Annotated in this window: 14 protein-coding genes; 3 read left to right on the top strand and 11 right to left on the bottom strand. The window is 57.8% G+C overall.

Annotated elements, in window-relative coordinates:
- Nucleotides 1-41 precede the first annotated feature (41 nt).
- The 8 genes from NOR51B_RS10930 to NOR51B_RS10895 all read right to left on the bottom strand — a co-directional run bounded on the left by NOR51B_RS10930 (nt 42) and on the right by NOR51B_RS10895 (nt 8,644).
- Nucleotides 42-1,085, bottom strand: coding sequence for an FAD:protein FMN transferase (locus tag NOR51B_RS10930; protein ID WP_040482039.1), 1,044 nt, complete (start codon nt 1,083-1,085; stop codon nt 42-44).
- Nucleotides 1,069-2,292 carry an NADH:ubiquinone reductase (Na(+)-transporting) subunit F gene (gene nqrF, locus NOR51B_RS10925; RefSeq protein WP_009020796.1) on the bottom strand — a complete coding sequence of 408 codons (1,224 nt, stop codon included), beginning with the start codon at nt 2,290-2,292 and terminating at the stop codon, nt 1,069-1,071. Before nqrF ends, NOR51B_RS10930 begins: the two co-directional genes overlap by 17 nt.
- Before the next feature lie 32 nt (nt 2,293-2,324).
- A complete protein-coding gene (gene nqrE / locus NOR51B_RS10920) occupies nt 2,325-2,933 on the bottom strand; it encodes an NADH:ubiquinone reductase (Na(+)-transporting) subunit E (protein ID WP_009019715.1) in 609 nt (202 codons plus the stop codon).
- A complete protein-coding gene (locus tag NOR51B_RS10915; RefSeq protein ID WP_009020520.1) occupies nt 2,933-3,592 on the bottom strand; it encodes an NADH:ubiquinone reductase (Na(+)-transporting) subunit D in 660 nt (219 codons plus the stop codon). The genes nqrE and NOR51B_RS10915 overlap by 1 nt, the downstream gene beginning before the upstream one ends.
- A complete protein-coding gene (locus NOR51B_RS10910) occupies nt 3,592-4,368 on the bottom strand; it encodes a Na(+)-translocating NADH-quinone reductase subunit C (RefSeq protein ID WP_009020724.1) in 777 nt (258 codons plus the stop codon). Before NOR51B_RS10910 ends, NOR51B_RS10915 begins: the two co-directional genes overlap by 1 nt.
- On the bottom strand, nt 4,355-5,557 hold the full coding sequence (locus NOR51B_RS10905; RefSeq protein WP_009020502.1) for an NADH:ubiquinone reductase (Na(+)-transporting) subunit B: 1,203 nt from the start codon (nt 5,555-5,557) through the stop codon (nt 4,355-4,357). The genes NOR51B_RS10910 and NOR51B_RS10905 overlap by 14 nt, the downstream gene beginning before the upstream one ends.
- Before the next feature lie 3 nt (nt 5,558-5,560).
- Nucleotides 5,561-6,904: a Na(+)-translocating NADH-quinone reductase subunit A gene (locus NOR51B_RS10900; RefSeq protein ID WP_009020105.1), complete on the bottom strand. Its 1,344-nt coding sequence runs from the start codon at nt 6,902-6,904 to the stop codon at nt 5,561-5,563.
- Nucleotides 6,905-7,159: 255 nt separating this feature from the next.
- Nucleotides 7,160-8,644 carry a glyceraldehyde-3-phosphate dehydrogenase gene (locus NOR51B_RS10895; RefSeq protein ID WP_009019350.1) on the bottom strand — a complete coding sequence of 495 codons (1,485 nt, stop codon included), beginning with the start codon at nt 8,642-8,644 and terminating at the stop codon, nt 7,160-7,162.
- 159 nt (nt 8,645-8,803) lie between these two features.
- Here NOR51B_RS10895 and mfd point away from each other — a divergent pair, with 159 nt between their 5' ends.
- Together mfd and NOR51B_RS10885 are read left to right on the top strand one after the other, a co-directional pair.
- Entirely contained in the window at nt 8,804-12,271 is a 3,468-nt protein-coding gene (gene mfd, locus NOR51B_RS10890; protein ID WP_009018963.1) for a transcription-repair coupling factor, read from the top strand.
- Complete coding sequence (locus NOR51B_RS10885) at nt 12,268-13,671, top strand: hypothetical protein (RefSeq protein WP_040482038.1); 1,404 nt, start codon at nt 12,268-12,270, stop codon at nt 13,669-13,671. Before mfd ends, NOR51B_RS10885 begins: the two co-directional genes overlap by 4 nt.
- Here the strand turns inward: NOR51B_RS10885 and NOR51B_RS10880 are convergent.
- Nucleotides 13,666-14,784, bottom strand: a complete 1,119-nt coding sequence (locus NOR51B_RS10880; RefSeq protein WP_040482037.1) for a mechanosensitive ion channel family protein — start codon at nt 14,782-14,784, stop codon at nt 13,666-13,668. The genes NOR51B_RS10885 and NOR51B_RS10880 overlap by 6 nt on opposite strands.
- A 149-nt stretch (nt 14,785-14,933) precedes the next feature.
- On the opposite strand from NOR51B_RS10880, the gene lexA reads away from it, so the two are divergent.
- Nucleotides 14,934-15,530, top strand: a complete 597-nt coding sequence (gene lexA / locus NOR51B_RS10875) for a transcriptional repressor LexA (protein ID WP_040482036.1) — start codon at nt 14,934-14,936, stop codon at nt 15,528-15,530.
- A gap of 6 nt (nt 15,531-15,536) precedes the next feature.
- On the opposite strand, the gene NOR51B_RS10870 is transcribed toward lexA, so the two are convergent.
- Together NOR51B_RS10870 and NOR51B_RS15030 are read right to left on the bottom strand one after the other, a co-directional pair.
- Entirely contained in the window at nt 15,537-15,800 is a 264-nt protein-coding gene (locus NOR51B_RS10870; RefSeq protein ID WP_040482035.1) for a hypothetical protein, read from the bottom strand.
- An 80-nt stretch (nt 15,801-15,880) separates the two neighbouring features.
- Nucleotides 15,881-16,345 (bottom strand): hypothetical protein, encoded by a 465-nt coding sequence (locus NOR51B_RS15030; protein WP_050759467.1) that lies wholly within the window; start codon nt 16,343-16,345, stop codon nt 15,881-15,883.
- Nucleotide 16,346: the final 1 nt, after the last annotated feature.

The raw sequence follows: 16,346 nt of genomic DNA, 5'->3' as shown, positions 1-16,346 counted from the left end.
ACTCCCAGATATTAAGTAAAGCGATGACCCGCACTCTAATACTACTCGGGTTGGGGTAACAGGTATTTTACCAGCGGCCCGGTCCAGACATCGACCAGATCATCCCCGTCCCGACTAACCATGTACACGGCCAGGCCCCTGGATTCCGCCAGTGCCAGCCCACGCTCGCTGCCCAAAACAATAAGTGCTGTCGCCCAGGCATCGGCCATCATCGTCGATGGGTGCAGCACCGTCACCGACACCACATCATGTCGGATAGGCCGGCCGCTTCTGGGGTCGATAAGATGCGAATAGCGCTGACCTTCAAGGATAAAAAAGTTCCGATAATCCCCGGAAGTCGCAACCCCAATATCGCTCACTGAAAGCGCCGCCTGTACACCCCGGACCGTGCCGTCGGGTCGCTCAACAGCGATTCGCCAGTCGTCCCCACGAGGGCTTTGCCCCCCTACCCTAACTTCCCCACCAATTTCAAAGAGGTAATCAGTTACACCCAATTCCTCGAGTGCATCGGCGCCCAGATCAACCGCATAGCCCTTCGCAATCGATGCCAGGTCAATTCCGACCTGATCGTCGGTTTTACCCAGTTCGCGGCGGGTCGGCGACCACACCAACTTATCGGCGCCGACCAGCGATCGAGCACGCTCAACAGCGGCATCGTCGGGGACGGTCGGTGTACCCCCGGGGGCAAAACCCCATGCGGCCATCAGCGGGGGGACGGTCACATCGTAGGCGCCATCGGTCAAGGCGCCAATAGTGAGTGCCTCGGTAAGTACGTAGGCAAAGTCCCAGTCTACGACGATGGTTTCCGTTGCCGGCAATCGATTGAAAGTGCCGATCGTGGATTCGGGATCGTAGTTGTTCATGCTGACATTGATCAGCGCGAACACCTCCAACAGGCGTTCTTCGATCGCTTGGGCATCGACGCCACTGTCAGGCGAACGATAGCTCAGGCTCCACGTGGTGCCAAAGGTCTCTCCCGAGAGGGACGGAAACTCAGGCTCCCGTGCGCAGCCCGAAAAAAGAAAGGTGAGAACGAGGACCGACAGAAGCGCCAGTCCGTTCTGTTTCTTAGCCACCAAAGTCATCCAGCAGGATATTTTCGGGCTCAACGCCGAGATCAAGCAGCATCTTGATCACAGCAGCATTCATCATGGGTGGGCCACACATGTAGTATTCGCAGTCTTCAGGCGCGGGATGATCCTTCAGGTACTGCTCGTAAAGTACGTTGTGGATGAAGCCGGTCAGGCCGTCCCAGTTATCCTCAGGCTGAGGATCAGAAAGCGCGACATGCCAATCGAAATTCTCGTTCTCCTCGGCAAGCCCATCGTAGTCCTCGACATAGAACATCTCCCGCAACGAACGTGCCCCGTACCAGAAGGAGATTTTACGCTTGCTGTTCAATCGCTTGAGCTGATCAAACAAATGCGATCGCATGGGGGCCATACCCGCACCACCCCCAATAAAGACCATTTCCGCATCGGTGTCCTTGGCGAAGAATTCACCAAAGGGTCCGTACACGGTGACCTTGTCACCCGGCTTCAGACTGAATACCCAGCTGGACATAATACCGGGCGGGATGCCCTCACTGCCGGGGGGCGGGGTTGCGATCCGAATATTGAACTTAACCACTCCGCGTTCTTCCGGGTAATTCGCCATGGAATAGGCACGGATTGTTGTCTCGTCACAGCTGGACTCATGTTTAAAGAACCCGAAACGCTCCCAATCACCGCGATACTCTTCGTCGACATCAAAATCGCTGTATTTGATGTGGTGCGGCGGGCATTCAAGCTGAACGTAACCTCCCGCGCGAAAGTCAACGCTCTCGCCCTCGGGAAGCCTCAGCGTCAGCTCTTTGATAAAGGTCGCGACGTTCGGATTTGACTCAACGGTGCATTCCCACTGCTTGACACCAAAAACCTCTTCGGGGATTCGGATCGACATATCCTGCTTGACCGGCGTCTGACAGGAGAGGCGCCAGCCAGCATTGGCGTCACGGCGGGTAAAATGGCTCTCCTCGGTGGGTAGCATCGCACCACCACCCGCATTAACCACACATTTACATTGCGCGCAGGTACCGCCACCGCCGCAGGCACTGGCGAGAAACAGTTCTGCATCGGCCAGTGTCTGTAAAAGCTTGCCGCCTGCGGGGACTTCAATCGTTCGCTCCCCGTTGATTTCGATACTGACGTTACCGCTGGCAACCAGCTTCGAACGCGCCGCCAAAATAATCATTACCAGCGCAATAACGATAGTTGTAAACATCGCAACGCCATAAACGATTGTCATATCCATACTGAAAATCCCCTGAACTCGCTATGGTTCGATCAGATATCAATGCCGCCAAACGACATAAAGCCGAGGGACATAAGCCCCACGGTGATGAACGTTATGCCCAGCCCCTGCAATCCGTCGGGGACGTCGCTGTACTTGAGCTTTTCACGAATACCCGCGAGAGCGACGATAGCCAGTGCCCAACCGACCCCTGAGCCGGCACCGAACACCATGCTCTCAGCAAAGTTGTAGTTGCGTTCCACCATAAACAGCGAGGCACCCAGGATGGCGCAGTTAACTGTAATGAGCGGCAGAAACACGCCAAGCGCCGCATACAGCGCGGGTACATACTTATCGAGAAACATCTCGAGTATCTGCACCAACGCGGCGATGACACCGATATAGCTCAGCAAACCGAGGAAGCTAAGATCCACGTCGGGAAGCCCTGCCCAGGCGAGTGCGCCATCGGCCAGCAGGTACTGGTAGATCAGATTGTTGACGGGCACCGTAATGGTCAACACCACCACAACGGCAACACCGAGGCCAAACGCGGCCTGTACTTTCTTTGATACTGCGAGGAACGTACACATGCCCAGGAAGAAGGCCAGTGCCATATTCTCAATAAACACGGCGCGCACAAACAGACTGAGATAATGTTCCATTACGCGGCCTCCTCAGCGGGCTTGTGTTTGGCGATCTGGAAATCAGGCGCTTCAACCTGATCGGTTTGCCAGCTGCGAATGGCCCAGATGAGCAGGCCAATCAGGAAGAAGGCACTGGGCGGCAGCAATAAAAGCCCCACCGGCTCGTACCATCCACCTTCGGTCGCCAAAGGCAGGATCTCAATACCGAACAACTTGCCAGAGCCAAAGAGTTCGCGCACAAAACCTACCGCGAGAAGCACAAACGAGTAACCCAGACCGTTACCGATGCCGTCCATAAAGCTCGGCAGTGGAGGATTCTTCATGGCAAACGCTTCGGCACGGCCCATCACAATGCAGTTGGTGATGATCAGACCAACAAATACCGATAACTGCTTGGAAATTTCATAGGCTACGGCCTGCAGCACCTGATCCACAACGATCACCAGCGACGCAATAATGGTCATCTGCACAATGATCCGGATGCTCGACGGAATGAAGTTGCGAATAATGGAAATAAACAGATTGGAAAATGCCGTCACCAGCGTCAGCGCAATACACATGACCACGGTCACCTTCAACGATGAGGTCACCGCCAGGGCCGAACAAATGCCAAGAATCTGCAGCGCGATGGGGTTATTGCGAAAAATCGGCCCCAACAATGTTTCTTTCATTTGCATCAGACGTCTCCCTTTCGAAGGTTGCTGAGATAGGGTTTAAACCCATCCTCACCGAGCCAATACTGCACCAGATTGTGAACGCCTTTGCTGGTAAGCGTAGCGCCGGATAAGCCATCCACCCGCCATTGCGAACCGTCGGCAGTCGGGTCTACCGAACCCTTCACCACCGAGATGGCCACCTCCTGATCACGGTAGGCTTTCTTGCCCTCCCAGATCGATTTCCAACGGGGATTATCGACTTCACCGCCGAGGCCCGGCGTCTCGCCGTGCTCATAGAATCCGAGGCCGGCAATGGTATTGGCATCGCTCTGCAGCGCCACGAAACCGTAGAGCGTTGACCACAGGCCCGAGCCGTGGACAGGAAGCACCACCTTGTCGAGGTCGCCATCGGCATTGTTGAACAGATAAACCAGCGCATGGTTCGCACGCCGACGGATTTTTGCCGGGTCTTCCTCGGGGGCCAACGCCTCTGACTGTGCAGGGTCACGCGCCGCCTCACGCTGGTCATAGGCCATGGCATCAACCCCATCGACATACTTACCAGTATCCAGATCGACCACTTTGGTGGTGACCTGCTCAAATTGTGCCTCGACACTGGCGCCAGGGTCATACTGCCCGGCCGCCATAAGAATATTGCGCTTCAGATCGCGAGTACGGTTGACCTCCTGATGCGGCTTTAGCATCACGGCGGCGGTAGAGACCACCACCGAGCAGACCACACACAGCGCCAGGGCGACGGTGAGAATACGGCCGAGACCCTCTTTACGGCTGGACACGGGCGAGCCTCCTCTTCACGTTTGACTGAACAGCAAAATGATCAAACAGCGGCGCAAACAGATTGGCAAACAGGATCGCCAGCATCATGCCCTCGGGGAAGGCCGGATTAACCACCCGGATCAGGACACACATCACACCAATCAAGATTCCATACGCCCAGCGTCCTCGATCGGTCATCGCCGCCGAGACCGGATCGGTCGCCATAAAAAACGCGCCAAAAGCAAAACTGCCGACGACCATATGCCAGTACCAGGGCATGGCAAATGCCGGGTTCGCATCCGAGCCCACGGCATTTAACAGCGTTGAAAACGCAATCATGCCAATGAAACACCCCGCCACCACTCGCCAGGAAGCGATTCGAGTCAGTAGCAATACTGCACCGCCAATCATTACTGCCAGTGTCGAGGTCTCCCCAATCGAGCCCGGGATGCTACCCATGAACGCCTGTGTCCAGGAATAGGCTTCGGTCAATCCACCCATGCCGTCTGCCGCCACAATACCGAGCGGAGTCGCTCCGCTATATCCGTCAACGGCGGTCCATACGGCGTCACCCGAGAGATCAGCGGGATAGGCGAAGTAAAGGAATGCCCGTCCGGTCAATGCCGGGTTGAGAAAGTTCTTTCCGGTACCGCCAAAGACTTCCTTGCCGATAACCACACCGAATGAGATACCGAGCGCGGCCTGCCACAGGGGCAAGTCGGGCGGAAGCGTCAGAGCAAACAGAATCGAGGTGACGAAAAAACCCTCGTTCACCTCGTGACCGCGCTTCATGGCAAACAGGACTTCCCAGAATCCACCCACGAGAAACGTCACCGCGTACAGCGGTAAGAAATACATCGCACCGAACACCATGCAGTCCCAAATACTGCCAGCGTCGTAGCCACCGAGCGCACCGATGATGGTACCGCGCCAGCCCGGCACTTCCGCACCCGTGGCAGCGAGGATGTCGTTAGCCTGGAAGCCGAGGTTGTACATGCCGTAAAACATGGCTGGAAACGCCGCAAACCATACGGTGATCATGATGCGTTTCAGGTCTACCCCGTCTCTCACGTGAGCGGTAGAGCGCGTTACCGACGAGGGGGAGTAAAAAAGGGTATCGACGGCTTCATAGAGCGCGTACCACTTTTCATACCGCCCTCCGGAGGTGAAGTGAGGTTCAATTTTGTCGAGCGTGCTGCGTAAACCCATGGTTCAGCCCTCCTTCTCAATTCTGCTCAGGTTGTCCCGCAGTATCGGGCCATATTCGTACTTGCCCGGACATACATAGGTACACAACGCCAGGTCCTCTTCATCCAACTCAAGACAGCCCAGGGCCTGGGCGGTTTCGGTGTCGCCAACAAGCAGTGATCGCAGCAACTGGGTAGCCAATACATCCAGCGGCATAACTCGCTCATAGGCACCCACAGGCACCATTGCGCGCTCGCTGCCATTGGTGGTCGTATTCATCGCCAGCGGCTTGGTACCAAACCAGCTGCTCAGGTAAATACCCATTACCGAGTGCTTGCGGGCACCCGGCGAGAGCCAGCCCATGAATTCACGCTCGCGGCCTTCAGCGAGGACCGACACCTGATTATGAAACCGACCGAGGTAGGCCACGTCGGTTTGGCAGTGGCGACCACCGAGCGCAGAGCCGGAAATCAAGCGACTTTCGCCGGAGGCAACCTGACCCGCAATCAACTCCTGGAGATCAGCACCCAACTGGGTGCGCAGCAGACGGGGATTGTTGACCTGAGGACCCGCGAGAGCGACGACACGTTCTGTGTAAAGCTCGCCATCCAGAAAAAGACGGCCGATGGCAATGACGTCCTGGTAACCGATGACCCAGGCAATCTGGCCCAGGGAGGCTCCCATCAGGAAATGGATATGGGTTCCGGCGAGCCCGGCGGGATGCGGCCCTGAAAAATCATGTCGTTCTATACGCCCATGGGTTCCCTGGGGAATATCTGCGCCCGGTGCGGCACAAAGATAAACCGGACAATCCGCCAACGCGGCGAGAAGATCCTGGCCCAGGGCAAAGGCATCGGATTGCTCGGCAATAATCAGTGCGGGGTCAGGAGCTCCCGGTTGCGTATCGATCGCGGTAATAAAGAGTCCGGTGGGCGCTGTCGATGGGTCGGCCACCTTGCTGTAGGGGCGCGCGCGGATTGCAGTCCACTGCCCACTCGCCAGCAGTTGGGTCTTGATCACATCGGCGGAGAGCCCTCGCGCCGCCTCTGGCGTATAGCTTGCAAAAGATTCGGCAGAATCGTCGTCGACCTCGATCACCAACGAACGGAATACCCGGCGCGCACCGCGATTGATGGCAACGACCTTGCCTCCGGCCGGTGCCGTGTAGTTGACACCCTCCAGCTTCTTATCGGTGAAAACAATCTGGCCCCGTTTCACCCGGTCGCCCTCAGCAACCACCATGGTCGGCTTCATGCCTATATAGTCGGGACCGACGAGCGCAACTGTTCGGGCCGCAGGGGCCGCGTCAATGTGTTGCTCAGGAGCCCCGGCAAGCGGAATATCCAAACCGCGCCGAATTTTAATCATGTGCAAACCCGCATCATCAAATGGCTGTTATCCCGAGGGCTCAAGGCCTCTCCGGGAAACGGACGCGGATGGGATTCTGTGGTCGAGACTGAATTACTTCTCGCGCATTTCAATCCTGAAAGATTGCCCCCAACGCGCCTGTTCATCAATGACCGAGGGCTCTGCTGGCCCGAGGCTTTGAAGCCTTCATCGGTCCCGTGAATTGTAGCGGAATGGCCCGCGGGTTACTACTGCACCCCGCTCAAAGGGCCAGTATTACAGCGTGCCTCTGTCACCAGGCGGGTATGTCAGGTAGCGGATGCCCGCCATCTGCTCAAGAATGCGATAAACCTGACAGCTGTAGCCAAATTCATTGTCATACCAGAGATACAGTACGGCCTGCTTACCGTTGACGATCGTCGCTTTGGCATCAAAAACACAGGCCGCCCGGGAACCCACAAAATCACTCGACACCACCTCGGGAGAAGCCGAGTAATCAATCTGCTTGCGCATTGTGGAGTTGAGCGCGGTATCCCGCATGAACTCATTGAGCGCCTCCACTGTGGTCTCCTCACCCAAGGTCAGGTTCAGTATCGCCATGGAGACATTGGGCGTGGGGACGCGAATCGCATTACCGGTCAATTTACCCTCGAGCTGGGGCAGCACCTTGGCAACCGCCTTCGCCGCACCCGTCTCGGTAATGACCATATTCAACGGGGCTGAGCGACCGCGGCGCTCGGCCTTGTGATAGTTGTCGATCAGGTTTTGGTCATTGGTATAGCTGTGAACCGTCTCAACGTGGCCGGTAACAATGCCAAATCGGTCATCCAGCGCCTTCAATGGCGGAGCAATCGCATTGGTGGTGCAGGACGCCGCTGAGACGATGCGGTCGTCCTCATCAATGATGTCATTGTTAATGCCGGCAACGATATTTTTAAGATCGCCCTTGCCCGGCGCTGTAAGAATTACCTTGCGAACCCCCTTTGACTTCAAATGCCCGGAGAGGCCTTCTCGATCTCGCCACACCCCCGTGTTGTCAACGACAATACAATCGTTGATTCCATACTGGGTGTAGTCGATCTCCTCGGGGCTATTGGCGTAAATGACCCGCACTTCGTTGCCGTTGGCGACAAAACTCTGGCGCTCCGCATCGCAGCGAATCGTGCCCTCGAAGGCGCCGTGGACCGAGTCCCGGCGGAGCAGGCTCGCGCGCTTCACCAGATCATTTTCAGCCTTGCCCTTGCGCACAACGACCGCCCGCAGGCGCAGACTTCTCCCGCCATCGGTTTTGGCGATGAGGATCCGGGCCATGAGACGACCGATGCGACCGAATCCGTACAGCACGACATCCACCGGCTTGTCCACCGGCTGCTGCTGGGAGGACAGCAGATAATCGAGCTGCTGCTCGACGTATTGCTCCACCGAGAGATCGGAGCCCTCACCCTTGTCGTAGTAACTGACCGCCAGACGTCCGATGTCGATGTGAGAGGGACCCAGGTTGAGGGACTGTATGGCCTTGAGCACTGGAGATGTTTCGAACTCCGACAGTTCATTGCGCTCGACCTGACGCACGTAGCGGTGGCTCTTCATGATATCGAGCACCGACTGATTGACGAGGGAGCGCCCATAGATATAGCATTTCACGTTGTGCTCACGGGCCAGTTGCCCCACCGCCGGCACCATGGATTCCGCCAACGCTTCACGCTGCTTCCAGTCTGAGAAATAATCGTCGGGTCGTTGTCGCTTGCGCTGTTCCGTCACACTGGCTCTCCTGTCGCCTGGCGGCAATTTCTGAGGCGCGGATTATCTGACCGAAGAACGATGGGTGCAAGTCATATCAGGCAAACCCACGCCATGTCCCGCGGTGGAGCCGGTCACCGAACACCCCTAAAATGTGCGACCCACTACCCTGGATAACCCATGTTCGACTCTTTGATCAGCAATCTCCCGTGGCCCGACAAGCCCGCCACGCGCAGCGCGATTGGGCCGCTTTACGGCGCTGCCGAGACCCTGTGCGTCGCCGAACTCGCGGAGCGGGGTCGACCGCTGCTTGTCGTCACCCCCAATACCAGCAGCGCGCTCAACCTCGAGCGGGAATTGGCGCTTTTTGCCTCGGCCGACACACCGGTGCTCGCCCTGCCGGACTGGGAGACCCTACCCTACGACCACTTTTCTCCCCACCCCGATATCGTGTCGGAACGCCTGAGCGCATTTTACAGGCTCCCCAAGCTCGATCGCGGCGTGGTAATTGTGCCGATTACGACCCTGATGCAGCGCACCCCGCCGACCTGGTACGTCAATGGCAATACGCTGAATCTCAGACCCGGCGAGGCGTTCGACCTCAACCAGGTGGTCAGGGACCTGCAGCGGACGGGTTATCGGGCGGTTGAGACCGTTTTTGAACACGGTGAATACGCAGTGCGCGGTGCGTTGCTCGATATATTCCCCATGGGCAGCGAGCTGCCCTATCGAATCGATCTCTTCGATGACGAGATAGAGAGCCTGCGCACCTTCGATCCCGAGAGCCAGCGTACCGTCGAGCGTATGGATTCAATCCGCCTGTTACCGGCGCGCGAGTTCCCGCTGACCGAGGAGGCCATCCATCGCTTTCAGATGAACTGGTTTCGTCAGTTTGAAGGGGATGCGGAGCAATGCCCTACTTTTACCGAGCTCTGCAATGGTCGGGTTCCGGGCGGCGCGGAGTATTACCTGCCGCTATTTTTTGAGGAAACCGGAACCGTATTGGATTTTCTTCCGGCCAACACGGCGGTGATCACCGTTGGCAACCATCATGGCGCTGCCGAGCGATTTTGGGAGGAGATCACCCATCGCCACTCCGAATATGGCATTGATCCAAGACGCCCCCTACTACCACCATCCCGTGTCTTTACCCCCGTTGAAGACTTGTATGCGTCTCTGAAGCAATACGCCGTGCTCGAGCTGCGTAACGATGCCCAGGCACCGGTACACGCGCGTACCGAGTTGGACAAACCTCCCGAATTCAGTGGCGATAACAGCAGCGGTAACGCCATCGATCGCTTGCGCGAATTTATTCAGACCCACAAAGCGCCCGTGCTGCTGTGCGCCGAGAGCGCGGGGCGGAAAGAGGTACTGCTGGAGAATCTGATCAAGCACGGCGTATCGCCGGAATCAGCCGATAACTGGCACGACTTTATCGAACGCGACCTCCCCCTGGCGATTACCGTCTCACCGGTGGATCGCGGCATCTACGCCGGGCCCGGCAAGCCCACCCTCGTCGCAGAGAGCCAGCTTTTTGGCCAACGGGTCGCCCAGCGCAGGCGGCGCGGGAAAACCGAAGAAACCGATGCCCAGGCGGTGATTCGCGATCTGACCGAATTGAGTCCCGGAGTGCCGGTGGTCCACCTGGAGCATGGTGTGGGTCGCTACATTGGTCTTCAGACCCTCGAAATAGAGAATGATCCCGCCGAATTCCTGGTACTGGAATATGCGAGCGACGACAAACTCTATGTGCCGGTGGGATCCCTACACCTGATTAGCCGCTATACCGGTAGCGATCCCGATTCCGCACCCCTGCATCGATTGGGCAGTGAGCAGTGGGAAAAAGCCCGCCGCAAAGCCAGCAAACGCGCCTCTGACGTCGCCGCACAACTACTCGAGGTTTACGCGCGCCGTGAAGCCCGCCAGGGTTTTGCGCACGCCTGGGAGCCCGACGCCTGGGATCGCTTCTGCAACCAGTTCCCCTTTGAAGAAACGCCGGACCAGGCAGCGGCAATCGAAGCGGTGCGCAACGATATGTGCGCGCCCGGAGTGATGGATCGCCTGGTCTGCGGTGATGTGGGTTTTGGCAAAACCGAAGTCGCCATGCGTGCGGCCTTCCTCGCAGCGCGCAACGGTAAACAAGTCGCGGTCCTCGTGCCCACCACCCTACTGGCCCAGCAACACTTTAACAGTTTCCGTGATCGATTCGCCGGCTGGTCGGTGACGGTAGAGGTCATTTCCCGTTTCAAGACGGCCAAGGATATTGCTGCGGTCGCCAAGCGCGTGGAATCCGGCGACGTCGATATTCTGGTGGGCACCCACAAGCTCCTGCAAACTGATTTTCGCTTCAATGACCTGGGACTTCTGATCATCGACGAGGAACATCGCTTCGGTGTAAAACAGAAGGAGTCGATAAAGGCGCTACGGGCGGAAATCGATATCCTCACCATGACGGCAACGCCCATTCCGAGAACGCTGAATATGGCGCTGGGGGGGCTGCGCGACCTTTCGATCATCGCAACGCCACCAGCGCGCCGGCTGTCGATAAAAACATTTATCCGCGAGCACAACACTGCACTGGTCAAAGAAGCGGTTTTGCGGGAAACACTGCGCGGTGGTCAAGTCTATTATCTGCACAACGAAGTCAAAACCATTGCCCAAACGGCACAGAAGCTACAAACGCTGTTACCGGATCTGTCGGTGGGCATCGCCCATGGCCAAATGCGCGAGGTCGAACTCGAACGGGTGATGTCGGACTTCTACCACCAGCGACACCATGTGCTCGTCTGCTCAACCATCATCGAGACCGGCATCGACATTCCAAATGCCAACACGATTATCATCGAGCGTGCCGACAAGTTTGGTCTGGCGCAATTACACCAGCTCAGGGGCCGGGTCGGACGGTCGCACCATCAGGCCTATGCCTATTTATTGTCACCGCCGCGATCGTCGCTAACCCGCGATGCCGAAAAACGACTGGAGGCGATTGAGGCCGCCGGCGCACTCGGTGCGGGCTATATGCTGGCCACCCACGACCTCGAGATTCGCGGAGCCGGAGAGCTCCTCGGCGACGAGCAGTCGGGCCAGATCCACAGTGTTGGGTTCTCGCTTTATCTGGATATGCTTCACAACGCGGTGGCCGCGCTCAAGCGTGGAGAGATTCCCGACGTGGACGCTCCGCTCGACAAGGGTACCGAAGTGAAGTTGCATGTGCCCGCGCTGATACCTGAGAACTATTTGCCCGACATCACCATGCGGCTTGTCCTCTACAAGCGCATTGCCGCCGCCCGAACCCACGAGGATCTGCGTAACATACAGGTCGAGATGATCGACCGATTCGGACTTCTTCCCGACGTCATAAAAAACCTGTTTGTTCAGGCGGCCATTCGCGTTCGTGCGAAACGCCTGGGCATTAACGAAATCGAGGTAACCGCCAGCGGTGGTAGTATCGAGTTCAGCGATGCCACCCGGGTTAACCCCATGAGTCTTGTAAAACTGGTGCAATCGGACCCCCACGGCTACACCCTTTCCGGTGCCAATCGCCTGCGATTCAAGCGCGACCTACCCGAACTTGAGGACCGTCGCGATCACGTTGAAATTCTGCTCGACACATTCTCCGATGAAGCCGCCTCGGGTAAAGCCGCATGATGATTCTACGTATCGCTACGGCTGTTTTTCTCGTGTCCCTAGTGGCGATGGCCGGCGAGGCACAGCCCATAAGCAATGCCCGGCAACCGATTGATGACGTCCTCCCTGGTGACGAGGCCCCTGACCTCGAAGCCGATTCAGGCTGGATTCGCGTTGAGCTGGCAGTGCTGGTTGATGACCGACCGCAGATGCTCGAATCCGAACAGTGGCCCGCTTACCCAGCGCCCACCTACCCTGCCGATTTTCGATGGTTGATCGACTCGGAAGTCCTTGATCGATTGCAAAAACAGCACCCCGGTGCCGATATAGACATCGACGAGAATGGTCGTATCCGCGTGACTCTGCCCGAACCCGAGCCCGCATTCACGGTTGATCCAACCATCGATCTCGACGAGGAAGGCACCCCGCTCCTTGATGATGGCCTAACCAACACCGAAGGCGCCGCGGCCAGCACCGAGGCCGATGAAGAGCAGGCCCCTGAGCTGGTGCCGCTGGAGTTCATCGATACCGGTACTGCCGGCGAGCAGCCCGCTGACGCGAGTGCCGAAATGGACCCCGAGTCAGACTCGGACCTATTGGGTGACGAGGAAAACAAGGGTGAGAACGCGCCGGAGTACGTGCCACCCCCTTTGCCCACAGCCTTTATGAAGCGGCCGCTTGATCTGCTGGCCAGCGGGCTTAACGCGTTGACTCGCAGCCAACCCGACCGGTTGGCACTGTCGACAGCCTGGGTCCAGCCACCGGAGAGCAAAAACCCCGCTATCGTGTTCGACGGTGCTCGCGCCCCGGACCAATGGCCGCAACTACAGGGCTTCGCCCAATTGCGGCGAGGGACGGAAACGCGCATCGGGGTGAACTTCTGGTGGAGCACAGCGGGCGACTATCTCCCCGACACCTTTTTTATGACACCGCCGCCGCCCGTACCCGAGCGGGTTGAGGTGATAGCCCCTCCACCGGCCCCAGCGTCAGTCCGGTTTGATGATGACCCAGAGGTGGCAGACCCGGATGCGATTACCGGTTTAACGCTGCCGGCGGATCGCTTGCCCTCAGATGCCGAGCCGGAAACCATCACTCCACCGGTGGCCATCGCAGGCCCCCTGGTCAACGGCGACGCCGGCCCGCTATGGCCCTGGCGCCATGTTATCCATGTCGCTGACACCCGCTCCGTGCCGGAAGGCCAGGTACGCTATTTCGATCACCCGGTAGTCAAGATCGTTGCTACGTTTACCGAGCTCACCTGGGGTGAGGTTTACGCCCTGGGTGCCGCTGACGACGAGCGACGCGCAGCGGCGGCAGCGTTGGAGGAACAGGCGAGCGAGTTCAACTCGCACGATAACCCCACTGCGCCCGTTGGCGACGATCTGCAAACTCCGCCCGCAGGCTTACCGTCTCGTTTATAAATCTTCCGGCGGTAGGCGCTGCTCGAGAAGCTTCGGATCCGGCTCTGCCATCACCAGGGTTCGGGTCGGGAACGCGACCTCAGCACCATGGCTCTCGATGATTGCGAGAATACTGAGCATGACTTCCTGCTTTATCCCGTGAAACTTCACCCAGTCGGTGGTTTTGGTAAACGCATAAACGAAGAAGTCCAGCGACGACGGACCGCAGGTCGTGAAGTTAACCATCAGTGTTCGCGCCTTATCGATGGCCTTGTGCTGCTGCAGCAGTGAGCGCACATCCGCAACAATCGCGTCCATCTGCTGTACATCGTCGTAGCGGATACCAAAGGTTTCAAAAATCCGTCGATTCTTCATTCGCGACGGATTCTCCAGTGCAATGGTGGAAAACATGGAATTCGGCACGTAAAGGGGTCGCAGGTCAAAGGTCCGGATTCGGGTCACGCGCCAACCGATATGTTCCACAACCCCCTCAATCTGGCGATCCGGCGAACGTATCCAGTCGCCAATGGCAAAAGGGCGATCGAGAAAAATACTCAGGCCACCCAAAAAATTGGCCAGCACATCCTTGGCGGCGAAACCGACGGCGATCCCACCTATACCCCCAAACGCAAGAATGCCCGAAATGGAAACACCGAGAGTCTGCAGCACCATGAGCGCGGCCAAAACCCAACCGCAAATTCTTACCAGGCGCGTTGTCGCGCTAATCGTTGCGCGCTGGTCGGAGTCCCGCGGACCGTGGTGCTCGGCGAGCAGCTCCATCTCGACCCCTTTCGCCAGGCGATGAATAAACCAGCCCAGCAACACGACCAAACCCGTATCAGCGACCTGAAGCAGCTGCGCCCTCAGACCGGCGAAAGACTCACCAACCCCGAGGGACGCATAGATGAGTACGATCCATAGCACCCACTCTGCAGGGGGCGATATGGCATACACCGCGACGTCGTCCCACTGGGTTCCCGTTCGATCCGCGACCCCGGCCAGGCGCCGTACCGACCAGCGTATGAACAGATGACCGATCACACCCAGCGAGAAAAGAACAGCAACCTCTAGCACCGCTGCCGAGACCCCCAGCGCCTCCGCTAATGGCGCCAGTTGGTTCATCAGTACTTCCATGTTTACCCCAAAGAAAAATCGCGCGCCGGCAAGAATAGCTCAGTTCGTATCCGCAGCCCAAAAAGGCTGGCACCGGCGGCCATTGCTGTATAAAATAACAGCTGTATAGAAAACCAGCGGCCTCGTCAAACGCTTCAGGAGAATGGCTCATCGTGAAACTGACCCAGCGACAGCAACAGGTGCTCGACATTATTCGCAGTAACATCGAAGACACGGGGTTCCCGCCCACGCGTGCCGATATTGCTCAGATTATGGGGTTTAAATCTGCCAATGCGGCCGAGGAACACCTCAAGGCGCTGGCCAAAAAAGGAGCCATTGAAATGATTCCCGGCACCTCCCGAGGCATTCGTCTGACCGGGCAAAAGGGTATTCCGATCGTCGGTCGCGTTGCTGCAGGTGAGCCTGTACTGGCGCAGGAGCATGTGGAGGAGCACTGCGAATTGCCGGGTTCGTTCTTCTCCCCTTCCGCTGATTACCTGCTCAACGTGCAGGGCGACAGCATGGTTGACGTGGGTATTTACGACGGGGATTTACTGGCGGTCCACAGCACACCGGTGGCCGCGGATAATCAGATCGTGGTGGCGCGTATTGATGATGAAGTCACGGTAAAACGCTTCAAGCGCACGTCAAAGCAGATTGTTACGCTGCTGCCCGAAAACAGCCTTTACCAACCCATCGTCGTCAACCTGACGACACAATCTTTTGCTATTGAGGGCATCAGCGTTGGCGTACTGAGACGCCACTGATCAGTGTCAGTGAAGCGTTCGGTCGGCGCTAGAAGTCGCCTCGTCTTCATTCCCGTCCATCTCGACGCCCGCGACCTCTGAGAGTTGCGCTGCGGTCTGAATACCGGCCTGAATCATGGCTTTTGCCACCTCAAGGTAGTTCTCCATCAGGTGGGCGTTGGCTTCATCTGAAAAATGGATGGTGAGCAGAGGGGCACTATCGTCGTCGGCACGCTGCAGGACGATTTCACCGTCGCCAAGATCAACAATTTCCAACAGGGAAGTAGCCACTGCATTACCTCTCTTTTCAGAACGTGCAGTCACTGTAACAGTCTGGACTACCCCGCGCCAACGCCTGCTATCGCGTTCGCTCAATATTCATCCAATGAATCGCTCATGCGGGCAAACAAGGCTTCGAAGTGGTCCTTGCACTCGCGACAGGCAGCGATGTCGAGATAATCATTAGACACCGCAAGACTCCCGGGCCTGCGTCGAGCAGGCATGCCGGCGGGCAAGGGCGCGCACAAACGCGACAGCCAGCCCTCGCGCTCGAGGCGGCGATATTCCTCTATTTCACCCGGCCGGCCAATACCGGCGGCGCGATCGGGTAATTGATCGACCCCCTGTGGCGGCGTGCCGGGCAACGGCGATATGCGCTGTACCGCGAGCAGAAACCAGCCATAAGCATCGAGAAGGTGAAGCCGGACCGCCGGGGCGTAAGCCGCGTCGATGGCGGAGCTGCCCGCCATCAGGTGCTCGGGTGCACCCTCCCACGCGTCAAGCAGTAACGACGCCATGTACAGCGAGTGGTTGGCCAGGCCTCGGGCGGAACTCACG

This window comes from Luminiphilus syltensis NOR5-1B (assembly GCF_000158175.1).
GTDB lineage: Bacteria > Pseudomonadota > Gammaproteobacteria > Pseudomonadales > Halieaceae > Luminiphilus > Luminiphilus syltensis.
This window is presented reverse-complemented; position numbering and strand designations above follow the sequence as displayed.

Bases quoted from the DNA above. Each gene is read 5' to 3' on its own strand.
- NOR51B_RS10930 (WP_040482039.1), bottom strand. From the start codon at position 1,085: ATGACTTTGGTGGCTAAGAAACAGAACGGACTGGCGCTTCTGTCGGTC.
- nqrF (WP_009020796.1), bottom strand. From the start codon at position 2,292: ATGGATATGACAATCGTTTATGGCGTTGCGATGTTTACAACTATCGTT.
- nqrE (WP_009019715.1), bottom strand. From the start codon at position 2,933: ATGGAACATTATCTCAGTCTGTTTGTGCGCGCCGTGTTTATTGAGAAT.
- NOR51B_RS10915 (WP_009020520.1), bottom strand. From the start codon at position 3,592: ATGCAAATGAAAGAAACATTGTTGGGGCCGATTTTTCGCAATAACCCC.
- NOR51B_RS10905 (WP_009020502.1), bottom strand. From the start codon at position 5,557: ATGGGTTTACGCAGCACGCTCGACAAAATTGAACCTCACTTCACCTCC.
- NOR51B_RS10900 (WP_009020105.1), bottom strand. From the start codon at position 6,904: ATGATTAAAATTCGGCGCGGTTTGGATATTCCGCTTGCCGGGGCTCCT.
- mfd (WP_009018963.1), top strand. From the start codon at position 8,804: ATGTTCGACTCTTTGATCAGCAATCTCCCGTGGCCCGACAAGCCCGCC.
- NOR51B_RS10885 (WP_040482038.1), top strand. From the start codon at position 12,268: ATGATGATTCTACGTATCGCTACGGCTGTTTTTCTCGTGTCCCTAGTG.
- NOR51B_RS10880 (WP_040482037.1), bottom strand. From the start codon at position 14,784: ATGGAAGTACTGATGAACCAACTGGCGCCATTAGCGGAGGCGCTGGGG.